We start from the raw sequence: 26549 nt of genomic DNA on the forward strand, positions 1-26549 counted from the left end.
TCTGATACTCTACAGCGATAACTCATTTGACGCTGGAGTAATTTTTTTACATCAATTACTGGTCAGAAATGATAGGATCGCGGCAATTTTAGGTTATTGAGTTATATCTATGCTTTCTAGTAACAATATCACCATGCAATTCGGTGCTAAGCCGTTGTTTGAGAACATTTCAGTTAAGTTTGGCGACGGCAATCGTTACGGTCTTATCGGCGCCAATGGCTGCGGTAAATCCACTTTCATGAAAATTCTCAGCAAAGAGCTTGAACCAAGTGCAGGCAACGTCAACTATGATCCAAACGAGCGAATTGCCAAGCTAAATCAGGATCAATTCGCCTATGAAAATTACACCGTCGTCGACACGGTTATCATGGGCCATAAAGAGCTTTGGGAAATCAAGCAAGAGCGTGACCGCATCTATGCATTGCCAGAGATGAGCGAAGAAGATGGGATGAAAGTTGCCGACTTGGAAACTTTATTCGCCGAAATGGATGGCTATTCGGCTGAAGCGAAAGCGGGTGAGTTATTGTTAGGTGTAGGTATTCCTACTGAGCAGCATTATGGCTTAATGTCTGAAGTTGCTCCAGGCTGGAAACTACGAGTTCTGTTAGCTCAAGTGCTGTTTGCAGAACCTGATATCATGCTACTAGACGAACCAACCAACAACTTGGATATTTATACGATCAAGTGGCTTGAAGATGTTCTTAATCAGCGTGATTGTACTATGATCATCATCTCCCACGATCGCCACTTCTTAAACTCAGTGTGTACGCATATGGCGGATATCGATTACGGTGAATTGCGTATTTATCCGGGTAATTACGACGAATATATGTTCGCAGCAACCCAAGCGCGTGAGCGTTTGTTGGCTGACAACGCCAAGAAAAAGGCGCAAATTGCCGAACTACAAACCTTCGTATCGCGCTTTTCTGCTAACGCATCAAAAGCAAAGCAGGCGACTTCTCGAGCCAAACAAATTGATAAAATTCAATTAGAAGAAGTTAAGGCTTCAAGCCGTCAAAGTCCATTTATTCGTTTTGAACAAGACAAGCCATTGTTTAGAAACGCACTCGAGCTTGAGTCTCTATCGCAAGGTTATGATGACGCATTATTTGACCCATTCAGCGGCTTAGTAGAAGTGGGTGAAAAAATTGCCATCATTGGTGAGAACGGTGTCGGTAAAACCACCTTATTAAACACTTTGGCTGGTCGTTTAGCCCCCAAATCAGGTAACTTTAAGTGGTCAGAAAATGCCAATGTAGGTTACTACGCTCAAGATCATGCCGATGACTTTGCCAAAGACATGGACTTATTTCAATGGATGGAACAATGGCAACAACCAGGGGATGACGAGCAAGTTGTTCGAGGCTATTTGGGTCGTATGTTATTTTCTCAAAATGACATCAAAAAATCAGTGAAAGTCATTTCTGGTGGTGAACAAGGCCGAATGTTATTTGGCAAATTAATGATGCATAAGCCAAATATTCTATTAATGGATGAACCGACAAACCACATGGACATGGAATCAATTGAGTCGCTTAACATGGCGCTTGAACAATACGAAGGCACACTGTTTTTCGTTTCTCATGACCGTCAGTTTGTTTCTTCGCTTGCCACGCGAATTTGGGAAATTAGAGATGGTAAAATCATTGATTTCCGTGGTACTTATGATGAATATTTGGCGAAAAGAGAAGCAGAGCAAATCTAAGTAAGCTGAGTTTAGACTAAATAGAATGTACACTTACCCTGACATTTGATTGGGGTGAGTGTCCTATTTGCTTGACAATAAATTGTCTAAAAAAACATCACCTGTCATAGTAACTACCGAAAAAGGTTGATAGTCTGTTGGAGTCAAAACGACAACAAACAACCGATTTGGGGGTGAACATGGAACGGCTACACAACATCTACTCAATCTTGTTACTAAGCAAACTCAAAGCGTGCTTTCCAAACGCTTACGATTTCAAAACCCAATCTTTGCCTATTCCTGAGGCCGATGAATCGATATTTCATCAAGTATTACGAACACATTTAGATGCCGGATTAATACGCGCAGAGAGTGAATCAAGCTATGCATTAACACAAGAAGCATTGTCACTGTTTTAAATACCCCGAGCACTTCGTAAGTACCTAAAACACCATTAGTAAGTATATGCGATGGCTAATCTCCCCTACATTAGCCATCTCCGAAGCCGCTATTGAAGACGCACCTCAGAAAAAATTCCATAAACAACAGTGCTAAACTTTTAATTAATTAGTTGATCAACTTTGAGGCGAAAAAACGAGTTGAAAACACCGCTCTCGCGTCCTGCTACCGCTTAGGTACCTACCTCCTTGTAGGCACCGCTATCGCGTCCTGCTAACGCTTAGGTACCTACGTCCGTATAGGCAAAGTAAAATTTGGTTCTTTCGTTGTACTAAATAAGAAATTTTTAATGCGGTAGCGACAGCCTTAGCCTCTCAAATTGTTCATATATTAATGTGAGTAGGTATTACGCCGTCTAAAACCAGCGGCGCCAGCAAGCAGCATTAACAGCGCGGAGAACGACCCACTAGAAGAATCACTCTCTGACACCTCTGGCTGTTTTTTTATTAACGTATTAGGCATGGGATTTAGCGCTTGTGCTGAATTAGGATCATCATCAACCACAATTACCGCCGTCACTTTAATAAAGTTTTCGTAAGCAGGCTTACTTTCGCTGTCTTTACACTGTGCTTCAGTATAATTTTGTAGCGGAATTGTGCCACAACGAGGCACTTCTGCGATGTCATCAATCACACTCATCCCCTCTCCAACAACTTCGCCAAATACTGCATAACCCCCGTTTTGCGTGTCCAAATTCTTGCTATTGTCAGTCAGGTTAAAAAACCACTGGCTGGTTGCGCCATTAGCATTATTTTCAGGCTTTGCCATCGCAATCGTGCCCCGCACATTTGACCACTTTGGTTCGTTGATGACGCTTTTATCAATAGTGATACCAGCAAAGATATCCGTAGCGTCGTAGTTAAACCCACCGCCTTGAACTACAAAGTCAGGAATTGCACGGTGAACAAGCGTGTCGTTGTAGCGTTCGCTGTTCACGTATTTCAGGAAGTTTTCTACAGTTTTAGGCGTACTTTGATCGTACAAATTAACCTGAAAACTGCCCTTTGTGGTCTGAAACTCCACAATGGTAGCATGGGTCTGCATCGCACCAACTAACATAGATGACAGTGCCATAGTTTTAATAATTTTCATTCTATTCGCAACCCTCTGTTTACAAGCATAAAAACCGCAGCCTAATGGGTTTTCAAATAGTAATCCAGCAATCACAAGCCCTATGTAACAAATGAAAACAAATTGATTGCTCTCAATAACATTTTTATTCATAGAATATTATTTCAAAAATAAAAATAGACACTTTTTAATCAAATTTAGGCTTCTTTACACCATCTGCTCCGATTAGCTCGCTAATACATGCAAAACACCTTTATTTTCTATATGATCGTGCCGATTTTTATTCCAAATTTAGGATGAGTTGCTCATGAGTAATGCCTCTGAAGCTAGCATGGACATGCCTTCGGTCAGTAGAGGACGCTGGACAAAACACGATACCCATTGGGTACTGAGTCTTTTTGGTACCGCTGTGGGTGCCGGAATTCTTTTTCTTCCCATAAATATCGGTATTGGCGGTTTTTGGCCGCTTATTATTATGGCGTTGTTAGCCTTTCCAATGACCTATTTTGCCCACCGTGGATTAGCGAGGTTTGTGTTATCTTCAAAGCAAACCAATGCTGATTTTACCGATGTGGTTGAAGAACACTTTGGTACTGGGGTGGGAAGACTAATTTCACTGTTATATTTCTTTTCAATTTTCCCTATTTTATTGATTTACGGCGTTGGCCTTACCAATACCGTTGACAGCTTTATCGTTAATCAGCTAGAGATGAACTCTCCACCTAGAGTCGTGCTTTCAGGAGTCTTAGTCGCAGGTATGATTGCAGTGATGCTGGGTGGCGAGAAACTGCTGTTACGCGCCTTTGCCGCTTTAGTTTACCCATTAGTCGCTATCTTATTTTGCTTATCGCTATACCTGGTTCCTAATTGGCAAATGCCAGTAGTTTCCTCTCCAGAATTAGGCAGTATGGCTGAAGTACTGTGGTTGTCGGTTCCCTTAGTCGTATTTTCTTTTAGTCATGCAGCTGCTATTTCCAGCTTTGCAAATACCCAACGCCGTCATTATCAGGGTGATGCAGCTGCAAAGTCTGAGGCGATCTTGAGGAATACTTCTATAATGCTCATCGCCTTCGTGTTGCTATTTGTTTTTTCTTGCGTGCTATCGCTCACACCAGAGCAAATGCAACAAGCCAAAGTGGAGAATGTTTCCATTCTTTCTTATCTGGCCAATATTTATGACAACCCTTTGATCGCCACGTTAGGTCCACTGGTTGCATTTATTGCCATTACCTCCTCCTTTCTGGGCCATTTCCTAGGCGCCAGAGAGAGCTTTAATGGCCTGGTAATCAAACAACTGAAACTGCACCATTCTGTCACTGATAAGCTAGGCATTATCTTGATGTTCTTAGCTATTTGGTTATGTGCGGTATTAAATCCAAGTATTTTAGATATGATGGGAGCAATTTCAGGACCTATCATTGCCATGATCCTGTTTATTATGCCGACTATTGCAGTATTCAAAGTAAAAGCAATGGCAAAGTACCGGGGCCATGTTGCTACTTACTTTGTTTTAGCTGTTGGATTATTAGCCGTTTCAGCCTTGCTGTACAACATGTTTGGCTAAATAATCTCAACTGCGGATATATAAACATTTTAGTTTTCGCTCAGCGAGTTGGACTAGCTCGCTGAGTTTTGCCGATTACTTGTGTTAGTTCCACGCAATAATTGGCACGTACTAGCGAACTATGGTAATTTTCAGGGTTTGAAAAGGAACCTATATCGACTTTAGCATGGCATTTACTTTATCTACGCATACCCCGCAACACATTGACCTGCTAATCAACCGCTACCAAGCATTACCCATGGAAGAACAACAGGTATTGAGCACTTTAGCGGTCATTTATAAACCCATCTCACCGATAAAATTAAAAAAAATAGTCGCGCTATTAGCAGACAAAGACGTTTTCCCTCCTTCGTCTTTTTGTAGCAGCATACCACATAGCAAAATACTCGCATGGCAAAAACTTGAGTTGGTCAACTTTAGTGAAGAAGGCTTACAAGTTTCACCATTTTTAGCTAAAACACTCTGCATTTATATGCAAAAAGACAACTGTTTGCTTGCTATCCTGAGTGCTGGAGAAGAAGTTACCCCGGTACTAAATGCGTATGAGTGGGAACGACAGTTTGTCGATGAACAAAGGTTAGCGAGAGATTTTTTACTATTAGGGCAATTTAAAAAGGCGATTGCACAATTAAAGTTCGCCAAAAATCCACAAGCAGTTGATCATAAGTTTAATCACGTACTACTTTCGCTGTACTTTTATCCTTTTGATCTTGAGGAGTTTCTGCAGCTTCCTGACGCACTGCAGTTTCAATGTTTTGCTAGCCTTTTTTATCACTTGCTACAAAGCAGTCAAAATATCACCGCCGCTGTTTCCTTGCTCGACCAAGTGTGTCAACAGAACACCAGTAACTCAGCATTAAAATCATTACAACACGAGTTCGCTCTATACTCAGATACGACGTCGCTAAGTACGGAGTTAACGCCGACTGCATTACACAACAACAGTTATAATTTACAAATCCAAGCGGTAAACGAGTTATTTCAAAATGACTTTCAAGCCTGCGAAACACATTTTTCGCAAGCTTTGTTGGCGAAAAATAGCTTCGGCAAACGCAAACAGCCTTACTTAGGAAGAACCTTAGGTATATTTCACAAACTCTATCTGCTACATGCTGCAAATAACAAAGATGCTAAGCTTTTCGATGAATTATCGCGTCAAATCGATGCAGAAGTACAAGATAGCAAAGAACCTTACAGCCACTACTACGCCAACAATGTGATACTCTATTTAAGCGAAAGTTTGGCAAACAGCCATGAATATAACGGTAGCCACTTAAATTATCTGAGCCAAAAAACGCATCAACCTTTTGACTTCTATCTTGGTGCTTTGCTTGATGCTTATGCCAGTTTTTGGTGCAATCAACACCTAACAGCAAAACAGCAAACTTCCATCGCTGACTGCTTTGACTATTTTACCTCTGTGGGTCTCAAGCGCTTTGCAGCCTTTGCGCAACAGCTGCAAGCAGCCTTGTCTGACTCTACAGAAAAAAAACATGACGACTTTGAGTTACCAAGTCTGATAGAAAGGAAATCTAAATGGGATGTAGCATTGGATAAATTAATAGCACTCGCCCCTTCACCACAAGAGAAAGCAAACCAACAAGGTAAACGGCTTATCTGGCAGTTAAGGTTTGGTCGTTTTGACTTAGAGTTTTTAGCAAGAGAACAAAAGCAAGGAAAATCAGGCTGGGGGAAAGGTAAACCGATAGCAAATAAAGTACTAGCCCAAAACCCTGAGAAGTTTACCTATTTGACGCCGCAAGATAAAAAACTGGTCGCACAAATTTCAGTGGCACCGAGTTATACTGGCAGAACCGAATATCGTTTGGCCGGTCTTGATGCGATGCGCACAGCCCTTGGTGCAGACAATTTATATTTTGAAGATGACCTAAACACGCCGATTACGCTAGTCGAGAAAATGCCTGAGTTAGTGGTCAGTGAAAACCAAGACCAATTACTGGTTACCATTCCCAACCTACCTAGTGAGTTTATCGAGGCTAACTGTTATTCCTTGAGCCGCAAACCTGATTGTATTGAGTTTACGGTATTTGACCAATCTCATATGAAAGTTGCTGAGATCATCGGTGAATCAGGCTTAATTATTCCAAAAACAGCTAAAGATAAGCTACTTAAGGGGATCCGTGCTGTTGCTCCCTATTTAAATGTACAGTCCACACTCAGCGATATCGAAATTGGTTTGGAGACCACCAGTGCTGACGACTCGTTAATTATCAATATTCAACCCTATCAACGTGGATTGGACTTTCATTGTGTGGTTATGCCTTTTGGCGAAAAGGGCCCGCTATTCCAACCTGGACATGGAGCAGCAACGGTCACTGCAGAAATCGATGGGAAGCGGCTTGCAACCACCCGAGCATTATTGATAGAGCAAGAACGACTCGAACAGTTGGATCAACACTGTCCACCGTTTTTGGAAATGACGGATAACCGACTTACGCTAGACGAGCCAGAATCCGCACTGGAAGTATTGGCCGCGCTTGAACAGCTCATGGCAACCAAGCCAAGCCCTATGCCAGTGCAATTACGTTGGCCCAAAGGCAAAAAAATTACGCTATCGAAAAAACTCGAAAGCCAGCACTTACAGCTTGCCATGTCAAAGAAAAACCAATGGTTTGATTTGACGGGTGAGCTACAAATTGATGACCAACAAGTTATCGACTTTAAAGCACTATTAAAAATGGTTGCTACCAGCAATGGTCGATTTATAACCCTTGAAAATGAACAAGTATTGGTACTTTCTGAGCAGCTAAAATCACAACTCGATACGCTTAATCAAGTTGCACACGACGGTCAGTTTCACCCTCTTGCCAGTCCAATTGTACAACAAGCCATGTCGGGGATGAGAATGAAGACTTTGCCTGCATGGGAAGCGCAGACCCAGCAAATGCAGCAAGTCGAAAATTTAGTGGTTAACGTGCCAAACACCCTCAATGCCACACTTCGAGACTATCAGCTTGCTGGTTTTGATTGGGCAATGCGACTTGCACATTGGGGAGCCGGGGCATGCCTTGCCGACGACATGGGACTAGGTAAAACCCTGCAAGCGCTAGCTGTTATTCTAGCGCGCGCCCCAAAAGGGCCAACCTTGGTAATTGCACCAACTTCCGTTTGCTTTAACTGGCAACGCGAGATCCGTAAATTTGCACCGACACTGAACGTACATACACTGAGTGATTACGATAATGGTGAACAACGTACTAATATGCTTGCCAAACTCACGGCTCTGGATTGTGTCATTGTCAGCTACGGGTTGTTGCAACGTGAGATTGAACAACTCAAACGAGTCAGCTTCACCACCATTGTTGCTGATGAAGCACAAGCGTTAAAAAACCCACTCGCTAAACGCAGCCAAGCGGCCTGTGCATTAAAGGGTGAATTTAAGATGGTCACCACTGGCACTCCGATTGAAAACAATCTGACCGAGCTGTGGTCTATTTTCAGATTCGTAAATCCGGGCTTACTCGGCAATCTTAAACGATTCAGTGAAAAGTTTTCACTGCCCATCGAAAATGCCGAGCAAGATCGACTTGCGGCACATCGTGCAAAGCAAGGACTAAAGCAACTACTGCAACCTTTTATCCTGCGTCGCATGAAACATCAAGTACTTAGCGAGCTACCAGCCAAAACTGAAATCAACCAGTTCGTCACACTGAGTGAAGAAGAACGGGTCTTTTATGAAGCATTACGACAAAATGCTATCGATGAAATTAGTGACTCTTCACAACACGATAACGCCCAAACTCAGCGATTTAAGTTATTTGCTGCATTAACTAAGTTACGCCAAGCCGCTTGCAACCCGCAGTTAGTCATGGCAGAAAGTCAAATAACGAGTGCAAAGCTACACGCGCTAGACAAATTACTTGATGAGTTGCTTGATAATGGCCACAGAGCGCTAATTTTTAGTCAATTTGTTAGTCATCTTCAGCTAATAAAACAGCATTTAGAAAAACGGGGCATTCGCTACCAATATTTAGATGGTTCAACCCCAGCAAAACAAAGAGAATCTATCGTCACTGCGTTTCAGCAAGGACATGGTGAAGTATTTTTGATCAGCTTAAAAGCTGGAGGTTCAGGTCTTAACCTTACTGCTGCGGATTATGTGATCCACATGGACCCATGGTGGAACCCCGCGGTAGAAGAACAAGCATCAGATAGAGCACATCGATTGGGTCAAAAACGTCCCGTAACCATATATCGCCTCATCGCGCAAAACACTATCGAAGAGCGTATCGTTGAACTGCATACCCATAAACGGGATATTGCCGAACAGCTATTAGCCAATACTGACAAAGTTGAAAAGCTTAACGTTCAAGACGTGTTAGCAATGCTAAAACAAACTCTGTAGATAAAGAGCCTGTTAGAGCGGGCTCTAGTTTTCACAAATTATCGGGGCGACATACGGCAGTCTAAGCAAGTCAAAGTAATTTTGCCCAAGTGCTATATTTCGAAAAGCAGAGTTATCAAGGTGCTTGAAGATATCACTATTTACCGCAACTTCTCTTTTGTAGTCAAAAAAATTATAACTACGATAAGCGACAAAGTCTGTACCGGATAGAAAGCGCTCAGGATAACGATTAATAAAATCGACGTATAACTGTTTAGACTCTCTATCGCTGAAATGATTATCAGCAAGTATGCGCCACGATAGATCCAACATTAACTTAGGATGTTTCTCTAGCAAGGTTTCGACAGTTTGAATATGTAGCTTAGCGTCAATATTGGCTAGCTCCTTAGATAATCCCATATGCATCCAAACAATGACGTTGTTTGGATATTGCGTTAACAGTGACTCAAATAAAGGCAAATAGCGTAACGGCGACGCGTCACTACCCAAGTCTGCATGAATTGCTAAAGGCGTGGCATTTTCCCTTAACTTTTCCATAAACGGTTTAAATTTTGCGATGGTTGCGCTGGCAACCGGCTGTCTACCGTTATCAAACAAAGCCTGCTTAACTAAGTTGACCTCTCCCATCCACTTAAATACCGAACCAAATTGCTTGGCTAGCGCGTTCATCGTCGGGACTATTTGCTCTGGTTGATTCAAGTCGGGAAAAGTCATCGATAGCGTGACAACAACCTGTTGCTGCTGAGAATCTAGATAATCTTTGACATTTTTTAAGTCGTTTTCCAGGGTTGGGGCAATCAACTGACTCAGGCAATTCTTATTCCCGTCGCAGTCAGGTTTTCGTTGATATACTTGCCCAATACCGTACACATTAACGAATAGCACACCAGAGCGCTTGGCGTAATCTATCAGCTCCTCATAAGGGATTGCATCACCGTTAAACGGTTTAAAATGATGATGCGCATCTACCACCATAGTATGGGGTTGCTTCGCGCGGTCGTAACACTGTTGGTTAGTAGCTGAAAACTGAGCTAGGGTTCGCTCTGCACCGGCATTGACCACTTTACACCCAACTAATAGAAAGGTTGTGCCTAAGGCGATAAGTGTTGATCTCATCATCCCTGCCCTGAAATAGTGAATATAGTGATTACTATAACGTAGCCAGTTTTTGCAAAGAAATGTTCTGAGATGAAAAAGCCCTCATGCAAGGGCTCTAGAGCGTGTTGATCTTTGCTGTTTGGTTTTTGTTCGCCTCAGTGGGTTTTGAGGGCAGCGCTTGATTGGAATAAATTCAATCAACCAGTGATGGAATCGAATCTACTGCAATAGTGGAATTAATTCAGCTCTTTGTCTTTCCAGAATTTGGTGCCCTTTACCGTCGCTTGCAGCGCTAAGCCACTCTCAGTAAACGTATAAACAGTAACATTGCCATAATAGGCTTCACCTTCAACTGACGCGCCTTTTTGGGAGGCCTTTGCAGCAGCGTCAGCATTACCACCAAACGTCCAACCTGATTCCACAAAACTATTCATAGCCTCGGCTGAGTGAAAAACCATGACAATGCGATAGTCTTTAACGCCTAGACCAAGCCCAACTCCCCCTTCGGCCATATTCATGTATGTAGTAGTGCCTGATAGATTGCTTTGCACAACGCCATAGCCGGTGCCGGCGGCAACAAATAGTAGGTTCACATTGGCATTAGAAAAAACGGCATAACCCGGCGCTGAAGCAATTTGTGCGCGAGTATCTGGTTTTTTGGCATACAGTTGTCTGAGGGTTTCATTTTTCATTTGATGGATAGCTTGGCGTTTTTGTTCTGGCGTACCCTCCCCCATTGACGCACAAGCACTGAGTATTAATACCAAACAGCCAGCAAAGAAATGTCTTACGTTCATCATTAGGTCCTTTCTTAGTAAACCCGAACTCAGGTTAGTTAATGTTTTGGCGTTCAAGAACTAAGCATAGTCTATCTCAAAGTCTTGAATGTAAGATTAACGTAAGTCGATAGATAATTTTCAAAACGAACAAGTGCTTGCTGAAAATTACGCTTTCCTAATCCTAACCTAAAGTGTTGTTCACTCTGCATACTAAATAACTGTGCGGGTAACAACAGCGTGTTATGCCGCTCCGCAAATGCTTTGGAAAATGCTTGTGCGGGCATATCAGAATGCACTTTGAGTAAGCTCAGCATGCCAGCTTGCGGAGGCTGCCAACTTAATTGCGCTTGATGAGCACTCACAAACTCACTCATCAGTGCCATATTTTTGCTGATCACTTGATGATTAGATTTAAGCAAAGCTTCACTATGTTCCAGCGCAATGGTGGCCAATGTATCATCCGTGGCACTGCCGCAAATGCTTAAATGTGCCTTTACCGCTAATAACTGTTCTGCAAGCTGAGCATTTCCACAAATTGCCCATCCGACTCGAATACCTGCAAGTCCCAGACTTTTTGATAGAACTCCCAAAGTTACAGAACGAGGATAATCAACAAACAAACCACTTAGTCCTAGTCTGTGATAATCACTTTGTGCCGACACTTCATCCGCTAAAACGTATGCACCCACCCGCTCTGCCATTGCCTTAACCTGTTTCGCTTGTTGAGCATTGATGATGCTGCCAGTTGGATTATGTGGAGTATTAATAATGATAAGTTTCGTTTTATTACTGAGGTTTTGTTCAAGCGCATTTAAATCCAGCTGCCATTGCTGTTCTTCCCTTAGCGGAATACAAATGGTTTTTGCGGCAAACTGCTCAGGTAGACTTGCCAAAGACGGGTAGCAAGGCGTGAAAACCAACACTTCATCTTGTGGTTCTAAAATACTCGCCATTAAACAAAATATCGCCTCCTGCGCGCCAGAAAAACCAATCGTTTGCGAGATAAGCTCAGCTTTAGCTTTGCCCGTGTGGTACTTCACTATTGCTTTTCGTAATGCCTCACTGCCAGCCATAGGACAATATCCCATGGTCACTTCTGGCATAGACTGTCCACTTAGTGACAGTAGAGCATGTAAGCTCACACCCTCAGCGCCTGAATCGCTTAAACTATGCTCTATGGGGGCTGTTAAGCTTCTGCCAAATTGAATGTGTTGAGGAAGAGAAAAGTTCATCGCTGTGTGTGGTCCTTACTGATGCAGGTCTTAATCTAATTCTAATATGCGCAAAGTGAATATGGGCCGATAGCCCATATTTACTTTGTCTCTTTGCCAAATTACTTGCATCGCCATAACGTCAGCTGACAACGCTCAACACTGAGTTTACGGGTATTTTCTTCGGTTGCGACAATGACTTCGTCTTCACCGATAAACTCAAAGTCCTTCTCCAGTAAGATGGTCAGACCATCCCTACCAGTCACGTTTTCACCACTGACCTTATAACCGCCGAGCCAGTTATCGCTTTGCGTCGTATTCGTATTCCACTGATAAGCGGAGCTTACCGCCAGCACCGCTCCTTCATTCATACGTGACTTCACATTGCTAATAAATGTCTTTGGCGCATACAAATGCTCAAGTAAACGATGACACAGTATTAAATCATAACCGCTAAATTGTGGTTTTAGGTTATGCGCGTCGCCTTGGCAAAAGTGTATCCGTTCTGCCAACGATTCAAACCCTAACGAAGCAAGGCTTACTTCATGAAAGTCAACGATCTCCCCTTCTTGCTGGGTCGCAAAACGCACCGGTGCGCCTTCTTTCAGCGCTAAGGCATGTTGAATATTACGAGCGGTGAAATCAATACCATCGACTTGCGTAAATGACTTCGCTAGCTCAAAACTAGCGCGACCAACAGAGCAGCCGAGATCCAGCGCTTTGTTACGTTCACCTTTCAACATATTCAATACTTTATCGACAACTTCAACATGGCCGTTAGCAAATCCATGAGGCGCTGGTAAATAATGCGCTTTGAGTTCTGTCGCCACTTCGCGGTCCATTTCACACAAATTCACTTTTTGTACTGGTACATGCTCTGAGCCACTGGCTATATACCTAAAGCCTGCATGTTGGAAAAAGTGACGTCTGAACGCATAGCGAGAATCACGGACAGCTTCGTTACCCGTGGAAATCCAAGATCCGCCCTTGATTAAGTTATGTTTGCCATCAAACGTTGGCGTGGAAAAATCATCATACAATGGATGAACCTTGAATCCCGGAAACGCGTCGATTGGACTTTCAGTCCATTGCCAAACATTTCCTATCACATCAAAAAGCTCATCGGTTTGAAAACGGTTCACAGGGCAGCTTGAAGCGGCAACTTCGAGGTTGATATTGCCCGGCGCTTCTTGCCAATCAGGCAAATCAGTTGGCAGTTTGTCACGAAGTACCTGCCACTCAGCTTCGGTTGGTAAGCGAATAAACTTGTTGTGTTGTTGAGACTTCCAATTACAAAATGCTTTAGCTTCAAGGTAATTGACTTCAACCGGCCAGTTGAGCGGTAATGGCACCTCATCAAACATGTTGCGCTGCCAATAACCGCACTCTTTTTTCAACCAAAACCTTGGCATCACCGATTGCGTTGATTTAAGCCATGCTTGCCCTTCTTCGGTCCAAAATTCAGGCGTTTGATAGCCACCAGCTTCTACAAACTCTAAAAACTCTTGGTTAGATACCAGATACTTACTGGCTTCGAATTGTTCAACGGTCACATCTAATTGGCCGTACTCGTTATCCCAACCGTAAGTCTGGTTTGACTCAGGCTTACCGAGCGTAACATCAGTCTTCGCAATAGGCACAAAACTGTTTTTGGGAGCGCTCTCGACTTCAGAGCAAGGCTCCCAACCTCGCTGTGCTGTCAAATCACTTAGAGGCAACATACGAATAATCACGGAAGACGTTTCAAGGTGAATACGCTCATGTTCAATGCCCATTAAAATAACCCAGGCAAGGCTATCTTGTTGAATAGGCAAACTTATTGGCATGGAATCGATCAGTGAGTTGACCAATTCACTTACTTGATTGCGATATTGACGCACTTCGTTGACACTTGGCCAATCATAATTGTTACTGTCCAGATCATCCCAAGACATTTCGTCAACGCCAACTGCGCAGGTTGACTCAATGTGGGGATTAATGCGAGTTGAAATAAACTTACCTAACATAAGTTTATTGACATAAAACGACGCGGTATGGCCGAAATAAAAGATCAATGGATGACGTAAGCGTTCGGCTTTAATAAAAAAAGCATCATCATTGTTGATATTACTAAACAAGGATTCGTACTGTTGCCAACTGTTGTTAAAATACGCTTTAATTTCACTGCGCTTTTGCTCTACGTCATCTCCGGCAAGCCAAATCGGCTTGAGTGTACTTGGTCTTTCCATAAAAACGTCTTCTTTGGTTTAAACTTCTCTTGTATGCCAATCGCTAGCACGTGCAAATTTTACCAGCCCAGCAGGTGGTTAGTTTACTAAAGCAATCAGCTTGAGTTAACACTTAATTAACTTCACCAACGGTTAAGTTGATACATATCAAGCTCGAATGGGGCTTTAATCACGCAATCAGTACGCGCCCGAGGCTACCATAGACCACAATAATTGACTTTTTTATGAAAACAAACCTAAAAACGGCTTTTACTTGCCAGTTACCCACTTTAGAGACATTTAAACGTCATATTTAAAGTGATACTGCTGTTTGAACGCCATTCCTAAGTATTGACAAGTACGCAGTAACATCGCTGTGAAGGCTTCAGGGGCCTGATCGTATATAGAGGTTGAAAGAATAGAAAAATGCTTTTCACGCAATTTCCGCAGTTCCGGTTGCAAATTTTCATCATCCATAAAGTCGGTGATCCTATCAAAAAACGCTTTAAGCTTGGGCGTAATAGCGTACCAATAAACGGGCGATGCAAAAACAATATGATCAAACTCAAGTACACGACGAAACAACGCTCGAAAGTCATCATCGGCATGACTATGTTGATAGCAATAATCATTGATTTCAAATTCATCCACATAAATCATTGGCGCATTTAATTCTGCAGCCAACTGTGAAGCCGACTGATAGGTATTACCAAAACGATTGGAGCTGGAATATAAAATGACAGTGTGCATGTTAGTTCCTTTTTTATTTGTTTTTACAAGATAGGCTGGTAAGGTAAAACCTAAAGTAAACTTTAGGTAAACATGTTTTTAGGAAATTTTTTATGCCCGAAAAAATTGTCAGAGATGAACCAAACTTAAGCGTGGGACAAGTGGCCAAACGTGCCGATGTTGCTGTTTCTGCGCTGCATTTTTATGAAAATAAAGGATTAATTCGAAGTTGGCGAAACAATGGCAACCAACGTCGCTACAAAAAAGACGTGTTACGTCGCATTGCGATTATTAAAGCAGGCCAAAAAATGGGGGTAACCCTCACCGAGATTAAAGAAACTCTGGATACCCTTCCGAATAGTCGCACGCCAAACAAACAAGACTGGGCAAAACTTTCTACCGCATGGCAACAAAAACTGGATGAAAAAATCGCTTACATGCAACGTCTTAGAGACTACGTTGACGGTTGTATTGGTTGTGGGTGTTTGTCGATGAAATCTTGCCCTATCTATAACCCTGACGATATCGTCAGTAGCAAGGCAAATGGCGCGGTGTGGTTGGATGACCCAGAAACAGCCAAAGCTGCCAAATCTTGTTATGATACGCAAAACTAATAAATAGAGTGACACAATGAAAAAAACCGCTGTAAGTTTGGCGCTGGCTATGGCGCTAGGGCTCTCTGCCTGTTCGTCTACGGATAATCAAAACGCTGCAATAAAAGCTGAACAAATCGCGAATCAAAATGCTCAGTTTGCTGCTTTTTCCGAGCAATTTATCAAGGATATGTGGCGACAATACCCAGAATCCTCTTTATGGGCGGGTTATGGCAAATACGATGATATTATTACCATCCCGAATGAAGCTTCGCGTCAATCTAACCTCGCCTTTTCTAAAGCGCAGCTAGCTAAACTCGCACAATTTGATGTTGAGCTGCTCAGCGATAACGCCAAAATCGATTACCACTTAATTGAAAACAACCTAAAAGAATCTATCTGGCAAATCGAAACATTCAAAAGCTGGCAGTGGAACCCTTCCAACTACAATGTATCTGGCGGCTTTGCGACCATTTTAAACAGTCGTAACCGTACAGAAATAAAAAAGCTAGAAGCAGTGTTAGAGCGCTTGAAGTATGTACCCGATTACTACGCAGCCGCTGAACAGAACATAAAAGATCCCACTCTCGAATATACACAATTGGCCATAGCACAAAACCAAGGTGCATTTAGTGTGCTCAATGACGAGCTGATGGAGCGAGTCAACTCTGCGTGGATAAGTCCAGAGCAAAGAGCTCTGTTTAAACAGCGTCTAGAGGCAGCCAAGTCGGCAATCAATGGCTATATTTCTTTTCTAACGGACCTTGAAAAATCGTTAGTTGAGTCAGGTAATGCGCGTTCATTTAGAATTGGCGAAAAGCTTTACGAAGAAAAGTTTGCGTTTGATATTCAGTCGGGCTACACCGCGAAACAAATGTATGAAAAAGCGCTCGCGGATAAGGCTCGTGTTACTAATGAAATGATTAAACTAACAGACGAACTGTGGCCAAAGTACTTTAAAGACACCGCTCGTCCAGCAAACGACCGTGATGCCATTGCTCAGTTAATCTCTCACCTGTCGAACAAACATGTTAAAAAAGAAGACTTTGTCAGCGAAATCAAAAAGCAGATCCCACAGTTGGAAAAGTTTGTTATTGCTAAAGATCTCATCACGTTAGACCCAGAAAAGCCGCTGGTTGTGAGAGAAACGCCAGAATATATGCGTGGTTTTGCGATGGCGTCTATCAGCCCACCGGGTCCATACGAGAAAAAAGAGAACACGTATTACAACGTTTCACCGCTGGATGGCATGAGCGACGAGCAAGCAAATTCACTGCTGCGTGAATACAATCACTGGATTTTACAGATCCTAAATATTCATGAAGCCGTACCGGGTCATTACACCCAGCTGGTTTACTCAAACGAATCGCCGTCTTTGATTAAATCCATAATGGGCAATGGTGCCATGGTCGAAGGCTGGGCGGTGTACACTGAACGCATGATGCTAGAAGAAGGCTATGGCAACTTTGAGCCAGAAATGTGGTTAATGTATTACAAGTGGAACCTCCGCGTGATCTGCAACACCATTTTGGATTATGGCATTCAGGTTAAAGGGATCAGCAAAGAACAAGGTCTAGATCTATTGATGAATGGCGCTTTCCAAGAACGCGCAGAAGCAGAAGGTAAATGGCGCCGTGCAACACTAAGCCAAGTGCAACTTACCAGCTACTACAGTGGTTACCGCGAGATTTACGACTTCCGAGAAGCACAAAAACAAAAACTCGGTGATGACTTCAACTTAAAAGCGTTTCATGAGAAGTTTTTAAGCTATGGAAGCGCACCAGTAAAATACATTCGTCAATTGATGGATTAACGAATTAACTAATTAACTAATTAACGAAACCCTGTTCGAGTCACCGCCTTTAGCCGTGGTTACTCGAACAAATTAACAGCCTTGACATTACTTGAAGCTATTTTTTCGTACCTTCCCATGATATTTTGCACCAAGCCATCGTCTTACACTCAAGTAAACTCGCCGTAATATGTAAGATGGAACCCTTATCAAAGTCTACCTTTTCAAGGTATAAATCCCCCCAAATTAACACCGATGCTGATTTACAGCCCAACTTTAGCGTGCAAAAATAAGGTACATATTGGTTTCACTGCCTGTGCTTCCGTGTTACTGAGCAAACTATTCAATCATCTACTAATCAATGGAGTAATAATGCGTAACGTTTTTAAAGTGTTTGTCTTATTGATGGGGTTATTTTCATACTCTAGCGCCACAGCCAACACCCCAACACAACAATTAGGAAGCTGTTTAGTCGACAGCTTAAACGGAAAAGAAAGGAAGAACCTAGCCAAATGGATTTATTTTGGGATGGGTGCCCATCCAGAAATCAAAGATTTTATGAGTGCTTCTGCTAACACAATCAATGAAAGCGACAAATACGTAGGAAAGCTAATTACAAAAATCCTTACGGAAGATTGCCCTAAAGAGTTAGTCGCTGCACATCAAGCTGACCCCTTAGCAATCCAGAAAGCTTTTGAGTTAGTCGGTCAAGCTGCCATGCAAGAGTTAATGTCTAACCAAGAAACAATGCAAGCCTTGTCTAATTATGCGACTTATGTTGATCAAGAAAAATTAAGCAAAACCCTTGGCAACTAAATTAAATAGTAAGGTAACCAAATGGTTGCCTTAAATCCCCGCCCTTCAATAATTACCGCTGGTGTGAAACAAGGAAATGACACTTAAATGGAATATCCGTCAATATTACTCGTCGTTAACGACCACCTTGAGTCAAAAAGATTTCTACTTGAACCATCTCGATTTGGAAATTGCTGAAGCACAAAACATGCGTTAAAGCATAAAATTAACTCTCACCACATCTTCATGTTTCAAGGTGCCTTTACGCAGCATTTACAGACCCGTCGGGTATTATCAAAGACAGTCATGAAACTTTGTGCTCATAGTAAAAGCTAACGTGCATCGCGATGCTACTGATGCAATAAAACAAATTTTCACCTTCAGTGATGACTAAAACTCTAAGGAATAAGTCCATATGAATAAAATGATCGAACCAAGAACAGATCGCCTACAACTTCGACAATGGACGGCAAAAGACCGAGACGCATTCGCACTAATGTCCGCAGATCCTGCGGTGATGGAGTTCTTTCCGAATACTTTAAACCGTGCTGAAAGCGACGCAATCGCCAATAAGTGCCAGTCATTACTCGCTCAACATGGTTGGGGAGTATGGGCTGTCGAACTGATTAAAACTGGTGAGTTTATCGGGATTGTTGGATTGCATGTTCCAACGGCAGATCTCCCTGCATCTCCTTGCGTAGAAATTCTATGGCGACTTGCTAAGCCATACTGGGGATATGGCTATGCCACAGAAGCGGCAAAAGCAGCGCTTAAAGTTGGCTTTGAACAATTAGCGTTAGATGAAATTGTATCTTTTGCAGTAATCAATAATTTCAACTCTAGAGCCGTAATGGAAAGACTCAATATGTGTGACAGCAGCACGACATTTGAGCACCCTGATGTGCCCGCCTCTAGTGACTTAAAGGAACACTGCCTATACAAAATTACCCGGCAACAATGGCTTAATTCGCCAGTGTAAAGAACAAAAGAGCTGTGTTCCACACTTTGCAACAGCCACTCACAATTCACCACACTCCCTGACAATAAACGCATAGTTAAATGCGTTTTTCAGTTCTATGCTGTTCCAAAATCAAATACACAAATGATTGGGAACTTAATAAAGGAGAGACCCATGGAAAAAGTAAGTGGACCACAACGAAATGTAACGACTCTGGCAAAACAACAACTTGCTCATGCTGCTTTCAATAAAATAACCGACATGACTGACGTTGTTATCGTCGGTGCGGGATTATCGGGGCTTGCTGCCGCAAAACAGTTGTTCGACGACAAGCATTATCAATTTAAACTGCTCGAAGCGAAAAACCGTGTCGGTGGTAGAACTGTCAATCAACAACTAACGGCCAATAATGGCCAACGTCATACAGTGGATGGTGGTGCACAATGGGTGGGCGCTACTCACATCCATTTGCAATCGCTGCTCAAAGAGCTCGGCCTGTCGACATTCATCACACCACAAGAAGGCGAAACAATCACCCAAGGTGAACAGCCTCCACAATTACAACAGGAGCTTAATACATTACGCGCGGAACTAAACCGACTAGCGTCTAGCCTGCCACTAGGATCACCATGGTTGGCGGTTGAAGCACACAATTGGGACAACCAGACAGTACAAGATTGGATGTTGAGTCAAAACTACTCAACCGACGCGGTGCAAGAGTTAGACTACTCTGTGCAATCCTTTTTAGCGGCACCTATCACTGAGATTTCGTTTTTGTATTTACTGCACTACATCAGAAGTGCTGGCAGTATTGAACAACTTGAAATACTTTCTGGTGGCGCACAAGACAGCCTTATCGTTGAAGGGGCGCAATCGATTAGTTTAGCGCTACAAAAACAGCTAGAGTCACACATCCAATTTGATGCGGTAACCAAAGTAGAAGACCATGGTGAGTTTTGTCTGGTGGAATGTCAAAGTGGCCAGCTCATTCTGTGCCAAAGTGTTATTTTTGCGATGACACCCACCCTACTAAAGAATATTGATTTTTCTCCTGCCCTACCGCCAGAAAAAAACTCAGCAGTCGAGCAATGGAACACCAGTCACGGAAGTATTAAGGCCCATGTACTGTATTCTCGTCCCTTTTGGCGGGAGCAAGGTTTAAGCGGAATATCATTCATTCCAAATGAAGTACTGGCGAGTACCTTCGATGGTACGCGTGAAAGTGGCGAAGCGGGAGTCTTAACTGTATTCGTCAATAGTAGCGACGCGATGCGAGCGCTATCACTCAGCGCACGCCGGGATAGAATTCTACGTGTACTCAGTGAACTCTTTGGCGAGCAAGCGTTTGAAGCGCAAGACTACGTAGAAACTGATTGGCAGCAGGTTCCCTACCAAAGCGGTTGCGAATCTCCTCTACACATCGGCAAACTAACAAAGTTCAAAGATAGTCTGCAAAAGCCTCATGGTTCAATTTACTTTTGCGGTACAGAACTCGCCACTATTTGGACTGGATATATGGAAGGGGCCATCACATCAGGTTATCGAGCCGCGGCAGAGGTAATTACAGCGCTCAACCAAAAAGCTTTGGCAGAGTTTAACTAACCTCAGTTACGGCCAACTGTTAACCTCAGGTTTGGATAATAGTTTTACATTTACCTAACCAAGCCTGGGTTTAATTATACCTCTAAGACGAGTAAGAAATTAAACCTGTTCACTTCTTTCTACAATGAAAAAACGCCTTCCTTCCAGAAGGGCTCACCTGCGTTAGCCAAAAATTAATAAATATTAATTGATGGTAATGTTCCTAAAATGGGATGTTTGCTATTGTTGGTATTTAGAATAGTTTCACACGGATGCACGGGATTAAATGAAAGTACTGATAATAGAGGACGAACGAGAACTTTCTGACTACATCGCAAATGCACTACAAGAATCAGGGCATGTTACTCAGCAAGCCTTTGACGGTACGGAAGGGCTTTTTATGGCTCAGACACAAGATTTCGACGTACTGATTATCGACCGTATGCTACCTAATATTGATGGCGTCAGTATAATTAAAAGTATTCGAGAAAAAGAAAGTCTGGTTCCAATACTTGTACTCAGTGCACTTAATGAAGTTGAAAGTAAAATTGAAGGCTTCTCTTCGGGAGCGGATGATTATCTAGCAAACCATTTGCTTATGTGGAGCTTCACGCGCGTTTACTGGCATTGGTCAGGCGAAGTCAATCTACCAAAAAACTCAGTCATAAACTGAAACACAAGAATTTAACACTAGACCTAGTTACTCAAAAAGTCATACGCTCCGACATAGAGATCAAACTTCAATCAAAAGAGTTCAAACTGCTTGAATATCTACTAAGACATAAAGGCCAGCTGGTCACCCGTACCATGTTACTTGGAAACGTTTGGGACTATAACTTTGACCCCCAAACAAATGTTGTGGATGTCCAGATCAGTCGACTACCAGGGTGAGAGCATACTTCGTTAACGACCATTAACCGAAGATAAGCTCGGCCCTGAATTCATCGTCAAAACTGGCCCGAACACACTTGCCACGTATCGAATCTTTACGGCCTGTGTGCTGTTTTACTAGATTGCGAACTACCCGTCTGAACAGCGCCATATTTTCCGCCGAAATTGGCTCACTGATCAGGCAAGTATCTTCCTTAAACACGACATCCAACACCCAATGCTGCTGGTTCTCTATGTGCCAATGATGGCGGATGGCTTTTTGTAACATCTGTGCATCTGGCTCGACTGAAGTGACATAGAAGTGCGTGTCTATTTTTGTTGTTGAACCAGACTTACTGTGTCTTTCTACTGCGACTAGCGAAGTAAGCCTAGGCCATTTTTCTTTTATTTCTTCAGGCAGTTTGTCTGCTCTCAGAGCATAAGTAATGCGTGTTTCCTGACGTCCATGACCACTGCTGACTTGTACATCTTCAGGCAAATTCTCCTCTTGTTCAAAGGCTGCTTCAAAATATGAAGCAACTGCTTTATAAAGAGTTTTTAGATTTGCTTTGACTTGAACCAAATAGTCAGCCTCTCTTGAAATCAGTACTGAGAGTGTCGCTTTCTGACAATGTAACGCATCTAATGTGATGATAGAATCTGAAATATCGAGCACATCTAATAAGGCCCTAACTGCCGGTATTTCATTGGATTTACTTTCTACTGTACGCTGATACAAAGTTAAACCAGACTCACAGTCAAAAGCGGACACCAAGTGTAAGTTATCCTCACGTTTCTTACTGGCACCGCGCAAGGTTTTGCCATCAAACGCAATGATTGGCTTACCTGACTGAGACCGTTGCTCGTTGACCCAACTGAACAAGGCCAAAACCAACGAATCAGTCTCCACTGCTTTAAGAATACGTGCAATGCTATGTCGCGTTGGAATACCGTGTTTAAATGCTCTGAACTGCCTGAGCCACGGCAGTTTACTGTGCCCGAAAACCTCGATATCTTTCCAGCCTTCACAACCGGATAAAACTGCCGAGAAGATAAGAAACAAAACATCAACAAGATCATGATGTTGATTAATGGAAGAATGCTTATCTTCAACAAGTTCAAGGTGGCTAAATAACGACATAGTTAACAAGTAGATAGTGATAATTTGGGCGTTATTAGATCAGAAAAGAGGCGGGTGTTAAAGCCTTTTTACAAAGTGCGATCCCGCCGTGCTAGCAGATACCAGAGGTGTCAACACAGTGAAACTGCATTGCACCTTTTATGCATAATGTACTTCATTTAGGTATTAAACCACTCGCTCATTAATTTGACAAAATTATAAGCTAAAATATTCCATGGTTTTCCTACAATGTAAAAATCAATTAATAATTCAGTATCTTACTGATTTTTTAACTAGAGCGTGTTGACCTTTCAAGTTTGTTTTGCAGCAGTTTGATTGGCATTTAATAATTTAGAGACAATAAATGGAAGTATTTAATATTCTTAACGAGCTATCCAAGCACTCGGAAGGCACTTTCCTAACCCTCAGTGAATTCAATGGTAATCATTTTGGTAGTTGTGATATCACTGGCGAGTCTCCAGTCTGGGAAATGCATCCTGATACTGATGAGTTTTTTTATATTATTGAAGGAGAATTCGAGGTGTTACTACTCGATGGCCCAGAACCATCAAAGGTTTCTGTCAGCGCAGGCTGCTGTTTTGTAATACCTAAGGGTATTTGGCATAAACCCGCAGCACCAGAAGGGTGTAAATTTGTTTATTTTACTCCAGGAAAATCGCTACACTCTGAGTCAACAGATCCTCGAGAAGTGACTCGCTGAGTAAAAAAGCCAAGTTTTTATACTTCAATCTCTGATTGTTTGTCTACGGTTGATATTCGCTGCGTCTAGCAACTTAGAAGTAACTAAAGCTCAACCAACTGAGTGAGAATCAGCGAGAAACAAGTATAAGAAGAAGCCCAAAAGGTGCTTCATCTTATACTTGCATACAACCTTATGCGGGTTCTGAACAGGTCATCTCAGCATCACCACCGATACCACACGAATACTGCCAATCTAATGTAAACCTACCGCAAGTCTGTATGTATTTAGTGGGTGTATTGTCTAAGTTCCAACCACCACCGATAGCGGGAGTCGCATTAGAAGGTATACGAGCGTTCTGAGACAAGTTTTTGATATTTGATTTGTTCAACTTTAATTTCATTTTTTAATTTCCTTTTTTTATCCTCTTAATTGAGGTGTTGATATCAAAGCACGCTACCTGTCTAACCTGCAATGGCATAAAAGGCATTATAAAAAATAGTAATATTTATAATAAAAAACACGCTTGTGACTTTTTCTTTACCTAAAGGTGAAAAAAAGCTGAAAACCCAGATTCGGCCAGAGTAGTCGCTTGGCTATATCTGAGATCCGTTTTTTAAAATGGATAAAGTAATTAGCTGCGACTCATTTGCAAAATAATAATTATGGGCTTGGTAAAAAGCTTATATCACATCTTTTTTCAAATTCCTTGTCATATAAATCCAGAACTAGCACGCTATTGATGGATCTCAACTAAACTAACCCCTACCCAAAAAAACAACCTAAAGCATTGTTTTATTTGCTTTTAATTTTTTTAATAGATTATTAATAGCACTTTAATAAGACGACGGTTAGAACATGGCATAGCTTGGCAAAAAAATTTGCTAGGAGTGTCAATTGTGTTTAAAACCAGTCGTCTCGTTATTTCTGCCTTATTCGTTTTGCCAAGCTGTTATTCAGAAGCAACCGCTCGCCAATATGACTATATCGTTCCCCCGATGGTAAATGTGCCCAGCGGACAATTCATCATGGCCACACCTGCCATTGCAGCCGATGGAACTTTCTCTCGTCCGGTTGAAACGATTTCTCAGTTTCAACTAAGTAAATACCACATTACCGTTGCTGAGTTTAGGTATTTTGCCGAAGAAAGCGGTTTTGAGCGGGAGTTCACCTGTAATGATTATATAGACAATGAAGGTCTGCGAGGTCCAACTCATACAGGTAGTGGTCGCTGGGACAAACATCGCTTTACCTATAGCGACTATCAACCAGTTGCCTGCATTACGTGGCAAGATGCCAATGCTTATGCCAATTGGTTAAGTGAAAAAACTGGGCAGCAATATCGTTTAGCCAATGAAATTGAATGGGAATATGCAGCTAAAGGCGGAACGGATAGCACTTACTTTTGGGGCGATGATCCTTGGCGGACTCAAGCCTGCGAATATGGCAACTTTGCAGATCAAACTGGCGAGCATACAAATAACATGCTCTATGGTTACAGCAACGTGGGATTTATTGAATACCAAAATTGCGATGACGGTGAAGCTTATAGCTCAATCGTTGGGCTTTATAGACCAAACCCTTTTGGCTTGTATGACATGCTAGGGAATGTGGTTTCTTATACCAGTAGCTGCTACAACGAACAAGGCTATTACCAAGCAAAGCCAAGTTCAGCTGATGCTTGTAAAATGATCACCACAAGAGGTGGCGGTACTTGGCATTACCCTTCACAAGCATTGTCGAGTCGAGGCAGAGTGGCTTTAGAAGGTTGGAATGTATCACCATCCGTTGGGTTTCGCTTAGCAAAAAATGGCCATGCTCAAACTCAACATCCTTCAACAATCAAGTTTGAGCAAATGCTTAAGGACGCCCAATCACACAGAAAAGCCAACCGTCCTGAACTTTTGCCTTCCGTCACCAAAATACAACTGATAAAAGCCGCTGACGCGGCTTATAAGCTTCGCTGGCAGCCTGTAAAAGATACCAAACTCAGTAAATACATAATTTACGGCTCAACTAAGTCAAAAGCTCATTTACTAGGTGGATACTATCGCAAGCACTATGCTCCCGTTGCGGAAATTGATGCATCACTCAATGAGTATTCCCTTGAAAATATCGAACCTGGACAAAGCTTTAGAATTGTTTCAGTTGCGAATAGCCAACAAAGCTTACCCAGCAAGCCAGTCGTGATACCTGAAATTGATTCAGCGTTGCCCATTCCGGGCAGGTTAGACGTACAGCACGTCTCTGAGTTAACCAATGCGACACTGTTTTATATTCCCAAAAATGATCAGCGCCCTGCTCGCTATTTGATTTTCAAAACCAACAAAAATACCGACAAAACGAAGGTGTCTATCACATTCTCCGTCAATGTGACCAAGGCAGGTTGGTACGCTGTGAATTACCGAGGAAACTCGTTTCAAACCGGGCGATTCTTTAGCTTATGGCAAGATAACAAACATCTCGGTGATATTAACTACGACAGTGAAATTGATGATCAAAATTCCAATCGTCACACCGTCTATTTAGAGCAGGGAAAACAGATGTTAGAACTTAGTGTATTGCGAGAAAGCTTTGATCGCTGGGGGTTAGCATGGGTAGAGTTTAAGCCTGTATCACAAAAACCTTAGCCAGTTACACCCTATGGCTTCAAAAAAACAAACACCCATTAGTTCCCGCATATACTTCAGTGAGCTATTGGGTATATCACTAACGGGAAAGTCGGTATGCTTTTAGAGTTTCGATGAATAGGTTTGGACTCCATCAGATAGACCGTAATGGGCTGCGAGGAGAGGCTGTCTAGTTTTTATGCTTATAACTGTATTTATATCACACGTTAACGCAGACACCCACTACCATTTGCCCTGTGTCTGGCTCAAAGTTCCTCTGCTTTACCTTCCGTTACGGTCAGATACAAATCCATGATTTATTTCTCTGCGGGCCTTAGTAAGCTCTTTCAAGGCTTCCCCAAT

General features: G+C 42.5%; 21 protein-coding genes. 13 read left to right on the forward strand and 8 right to left on the reverse strand.

The window, feature by feature from the left end:
• The first annotated feature begins 109 nt into the window (after window positions 1-109).
• Together ACSLBF_RS10890 and ACSLBF_RS10895 are read left to right on the forward strand one after the other, a co-directional pair.
• Window positions 110-1705 carry an ABC-F family ATPase gene (locus ACSLBF_RS10890; RefSeq protein ID WP_440053427.1) on the forward strand — a complete coding sequence of 532 codons (1596 nt, stop codon included), beginning with the start codon at window positions 110-112 and terminating at the stop codon, window positions 1703-1705.
• A 179-nt stretch (window positions 1706-1884) separates the two neighbouring features.
• Window positions 1885-2103, forward strand: a complete 219-nt coding sequence (locus ACSLBF_RS10895) for a hypothetical protein (RefSeq protein WP_440053428.1) — start codon at window positions 1885-1887, stop codon at window positions 2101-2103.
• A 370-nt stretch (window positions 2104-2473) separates the two neighbouring features.
• Here the strand turns inward: ACSLBF_RS10895 and ACSLBF_RS10900 are convergent, their stop codons facing one another.
• Window positions 2474-3235, reverse strand: a complete 762-nt coding sequence (locus tag ACSLBF_RS10900; RefSeq protein WP_440053429.1) for a peptidylprolyl isomerase — start codon at window positions 3233-3235, stop codon at window positions 2474-2476.
• 286 nt (window positions 3236-3521) lie between these two features.
• On the opposite strand from ACSLBF_RS10900, the gene ACSLBF_RS10905 reads away from it, so the two are divergent.
• Complete coding sequence (locus tag ACSLBF_RS10905) at window positions 3522-4778, forward strand: HAAAP family serine/threonine permease (RefSeq protein WP_440053430.1); 1257 nt, start codon at window positions 3522-3524, stop codon at window positions 4776-4778.
• 166 nt (window positions 4779-4944) lie between these two features.
• Window positions 4945-9144, forward strand: coding sequence for a DEAD/DEAH box helicase (locus ACSLBF_RS10910; RefSeq protein WP_440053431.1), 4200 nt, complete (start codon window positions 4945-4947; stop codon window positions 9142-9144).
• Between the two features lie 24 nt (window positions 9145-9168).
• Here ACSLBF_RS10910 and ACSLBF_RS10915 read toward each other — a convergent pair whose 3' ends face one another.
• The 5 genes from ACSLBF_RS10915 to ACSLBF_RS10935 all read right to left on the reverse strand — a co-directional run bounded on the left by ACSLBF_RS10915 (window position 9169) and on the right by ACSLBF_RS10935 (window position 15189).
• On the reverse strand, window positions 9169-10263 hold the full coding sequence (locus tag ACSLBF_RS10915; protein WP_440053432.1) for an amidohydrolase family protein: 1095 nt from the start codon (window positions 10261-10263) through the stop codon (window positions 9169-9171).
• Window positions 10264-10478: 215 nt separating this feature from the next.
• Entirely contained in the window at window positions 10479-11042 is a 564-nt protein-coding gene (locus tag ACSLBF_RS10920; protein WP_440053433.1) for a YSC84-related protein, read from the reverse strand.
• A 68-nt stretch (window positions 11043-11110) separates the two neighbouring features.
• Window positions 11111-12253: an aminotransferase class I/II-fold pyridoxal phosphate-dependent enzyme gene (locus ACSLBF_RS10925; protein WP_440053434.1), complete on the reverse strand. Its 1143-nt coding sequence runs from the start codon at window positions 12251-12253 to the stop codon at window positions 11111-11113.
• Window positions 12254-12354: 101 nt separating this feature from the next.
• Window positions 12355-14460 (reverse strand): 5-histidylcysteine sulfoxide synthase, encoded by a 2106-nt coding sequence (gene ovoA, locus ACSLBF_RS10930; protein WP_440053435.1) that lies wholly within the window; start codon window positions 14458-14460, stop codon window positions 12355-12357.
• Window positions 14461-14739: 279 nt separating this feature from the next.
• Window positions 14740-15189 carry a flavodoxin family protein gene (locus ACSLBF_RS10935; RefSeq protein WP_440053436.1) on the reverse strand — a complete coding sequence of 150 codons (450 nt, stop codon included), beginning with the start codon at window positions 15187-15189 and terminating at the stop codon, window positions 14740-14742.
• Between the two features lie 92 nt (window positions 15190-15281).
• Here ACSLBF_RS10935 and soxR point away from each other — a divergent pair, with 92 nt between their 5' ends.
• The 7 genes from soxR (at window position 15282) to ACSLBF_RS10970 (ending at window position 21778) form a co-directional block, all read left to right on the forward strand.
• Window positions 15282-15782 carry a redox-sensitive transcriptional activator SoxR gene (soxR, locus tag ACSLBF_RS10940; RefSeq protein WP_440053437.1) on the forward strand — a complete coding sequence of 167 codons (501 nt, stop codon included), beginning with the start codon at window positions 15282-15284 and terminating at the stop codon, window positions 15780-15782.
• A 16-nt stretch (window positions 15783-15798) separates the two neighbouring features.
• Entirely contained in the window at window positions 15799-17574 is a 1776-nt protein-coding gene (locus ACSLBF_RS10945; RefSeq protein WP_440053438.1) for a DUF885 family protein, read from the forward strand.
• A 351-nt stretch (window positions 17575-17925) separates the two neighbouring features.
• Complete coding sequence (locus tag ACSLBF_RS10950) at window positions 17926-18369, forward strand: hypothetical protein (RefSeq protein WP_440053439.1); 444 nt, start codon at window positions 17926-17928, stop codon at window positions 18367-18369.
• Between the two features lie 394 nt (window positions 18370-18763).
• Complete coding sequence (locus tag ACSLBF_RS10955) at window positions 18764-19327, forward strand: GNAT family N-acetyltransferase (protein WP_440053440.1); 564 nt, start codon at window positions 18764-18766, stop codon at window positions 19325-19327.
• A 153-nt stretch (window positions 19328-19480) separates the two neighbouring features.
• Complete coding sequence (locus ACSLBF_RS10960; RefSeq protein WP_440053441.1) at window positions 19481-20908, forward strand: flavin monoamine oxidase family protein; 1428 nt, start codon at window positions 19481-19483, stop codon at window positions 20906-20908.
• A gap of 265 nt (window positions 20909-21173) precedes the next feature.
• Window positions 21174-21560: a response regulator gene (locus ACSLBF_RS10965; protein ID WP_440053442.1), complete on the forward strand. Its 387-nt coding sequence runs from the start codon at window positions 21174-21176 to the stop codon at window positions 21558-21560.
• On the forward strand, window positions 21488-21778 hold the full coding sequence (locus ACSLBF_RS10970) for a winged helix-turn-helix domain-containing protein (protein ID WP_440053443.1): 291 nt from the start codon (window positions 21488-21490) through the stop codon (window positions 21776-21778). Before ACSLBF_RS10965 ends, ACSLBF_RS10970 begins: the two co-directional genes overlap by 73 nt.
• Window positions 21779-21800: 22 nt before the next feature.
• Here ACSLBF_RS10970 and ACSLBF_RS10975 read toward each other — a convergent pair whose 3' ends face one another.
• Window positions 21801-22898: an ISAs1 family transposase gene (locus ACSLBF_RS10975; RefSeq protein ID WP_440053444.1), complete on the reverse strand. Its 1098-nt coding sequence runs from the start codon at window positions 22896-22898 to the stop codon at window positions 21801-21803.
• A gap of 343 nt (window positions 22899-23241) precedes the next feature.
• On the opposite strand from ACSLBF_RS10975, the gene ACSLBF_RS10980 reads away from it, so the two are divergent.
• Window positions 23242-23598, forward strand: a complete 357-nt coding sequence (locus tag ACSLBF_RS10980) for a cupin domain-containing protein (RefSeq protein ID WP_440053445.1) — start codon at window positions 23242-23244, stop codon at window positions 23596-23598.
• 172 nt (window positions 23599-23770) lie between these two features.
• Here the strand turns inward: ACSLBF_RS10980 and ACSLBF_RS10985 are convergent, their stop codons facing one another.
• Window positions 23771-23980, reverse strand: a complete 210-nt coding sequence (locus tag ACSLBF_RS10985; protein ID WP_440053446.1) for a hypothetical protein — start codon at window positions 23978-23980, stop codon at window positions 23771-23773.
• A 496-nt stretch (window positions 23981-24476) separates the two neighbouring features.
• Here ACSLBF_RS10985 and ACSLBF_RS10990 point away from each other — a divergent pair, with 496 nt between their 5' ends.
• A complete protein-coding gene (locus tag ACSLBF_RS10990; protein ID WP_440053447.1) occupies window positions 24477-26207 on the forward strand; it encodes an SUMF1/EgtB/PvdO family nonheme iron enzyme in 1731 nt (576 codons plus the stop codon).
• Window positions 26208-26549 lie beyond the last annotated feature (342 nt).

This window comes from Pseudoalteromonas sp. T1lg65 (assembly GCF_051930985.1).
Classification (GTDB): Bacteria; Pseudomonadota; Gammaproteobacteria; order Enterobacterales; family Alteromonadaceae; genus Pseudoalteromonas.

Coding starts and splice junctions, on each gene's coding strand:
- ACSLBF_RS10900 (WP_440053429.1), bottom strand. CDS start 3,235: ATGAAAATTATTAAAACTATGGCACTGTCATCTATGTTAGTTGGTGCG.
- ACSLBF_RS10895 (WP_440053428.1), top strand. CDS start 1,885: ATGGAACGGCTACACAACATCTACTCAATCTTGTTACTAAGCAAACTC.
- ovoA (WP_440053435.1), bottom strand. CDS start 14,460: ATGGAAAGACCAAGTACACTCAAGCCGATTTGGCTTGCCGGAGATGAC.
- ACSLBF_RS10905 (WP_440053430.1), top strand. CDS start 3,522: ATGAGTAATGCCTCTGAAGCTAGCATGGACATGCCTTCGGTCAGTAGA.
- ACSLBF_RS10945 (WP_440053438.1), top strand. CDS start 15,799: ATGAAAAAAACCGCTGTAAGTTTGGCGCTGGCTATGGCGCTAGGGCTC.
- ACSLBF_RS10915 (WP_440053432.1), bottom strand. CDS start 10,263: ATGATGAGATCAACACTTATCGCCTTAGGCACAACCTTTCTATTAGTT.
- ACSLBF_RS10960 (WP_440053441.1), top strand. CDS start 19,481: ATGGAAAAAGTAAGTGGACCACAACGAAATGTAACGACTCTGGCAAAA.
- ACSLBF_RS10955 (WP_440053440.1), top strand. CDS start 18,764: ATGAATAAAATGATCGAACCAAGAACAGATCGCCTACAACTTCGACAA.
- ACSLBF_RS10935 (WP_440053436.1), bottom strand. CDS start 15,189: ATGCACACTGTCATTTTATATTCCAGCTCCAATCGTTTTGGTAATACC.
- ACSLBF_RS10950 (WP_440053439.1), top strand. CDS start 17,926: ATGCGTAACGTTTTTAAAGTGTTTGTCTTATTGATGGGGTTATTTTCA.
- ACSLBF_RS10980 (WP_440053445.1), top strand. CDS start 23,242: ATGGAAGTATTTAATATTCTTAACGAGCTATCCAAGCACTCGGAAGGC.
- ACSLBF_RS10910 (WP_440053431.1), top strand. CDS start 4,945: ATGGCATTTACTTTATCTACGCATACCCCGCAACACATTGACCTGCTA.
- ACSLBF_RS10975 (WP_440053444.1), bottom strand. CDS start 22,898: ATGTCGTTATTTAGCCACCTTGAACTTGTTGAAGATAAGCATTCTTCC.
- ACSLBF_RS10890 (WP_440053427.1), top strand. CDS start 110: ATGCTTTCTAGTAACAATATCACCATGCAATTCGGTGCTAAGCCGTTG.
- ACSLBF_RS10985 (WP_440053446.1), bottom strand. CDS start 23,980: ATGAAATTAAAGTTGAACAAATCAAATATCAAAAACTTGTCTCAGAAC.
- ACSLBF_RS10920 (WP_440053433.1), bottom strand. CDS start 11,042: ATGATGAACGTAAGACATTTCTTTGCTGGCTGTTTGGTATTAATACTC.
- ACSLBF_RS10925 (WP_440053434.1), bottom strand. CDS start 12,253: ATGAACTTTTCTCTTCCTCAACACATTCAATTTGGCAGAAGCTTAACA.
- ACSLBF_RS10965 (WP_440053442.1), top strand. CDS start 21,174: ATGAAAGTACTGATAATAGAGGACGAACGAGAACTTTCTGACTACATC.
- soxR (WP_440053437.1), top strand. CDS start 15,282: ATGCCCGAAAAAATTGTCAGAGATGAACCAAACTTAAGCGTGGGACAA.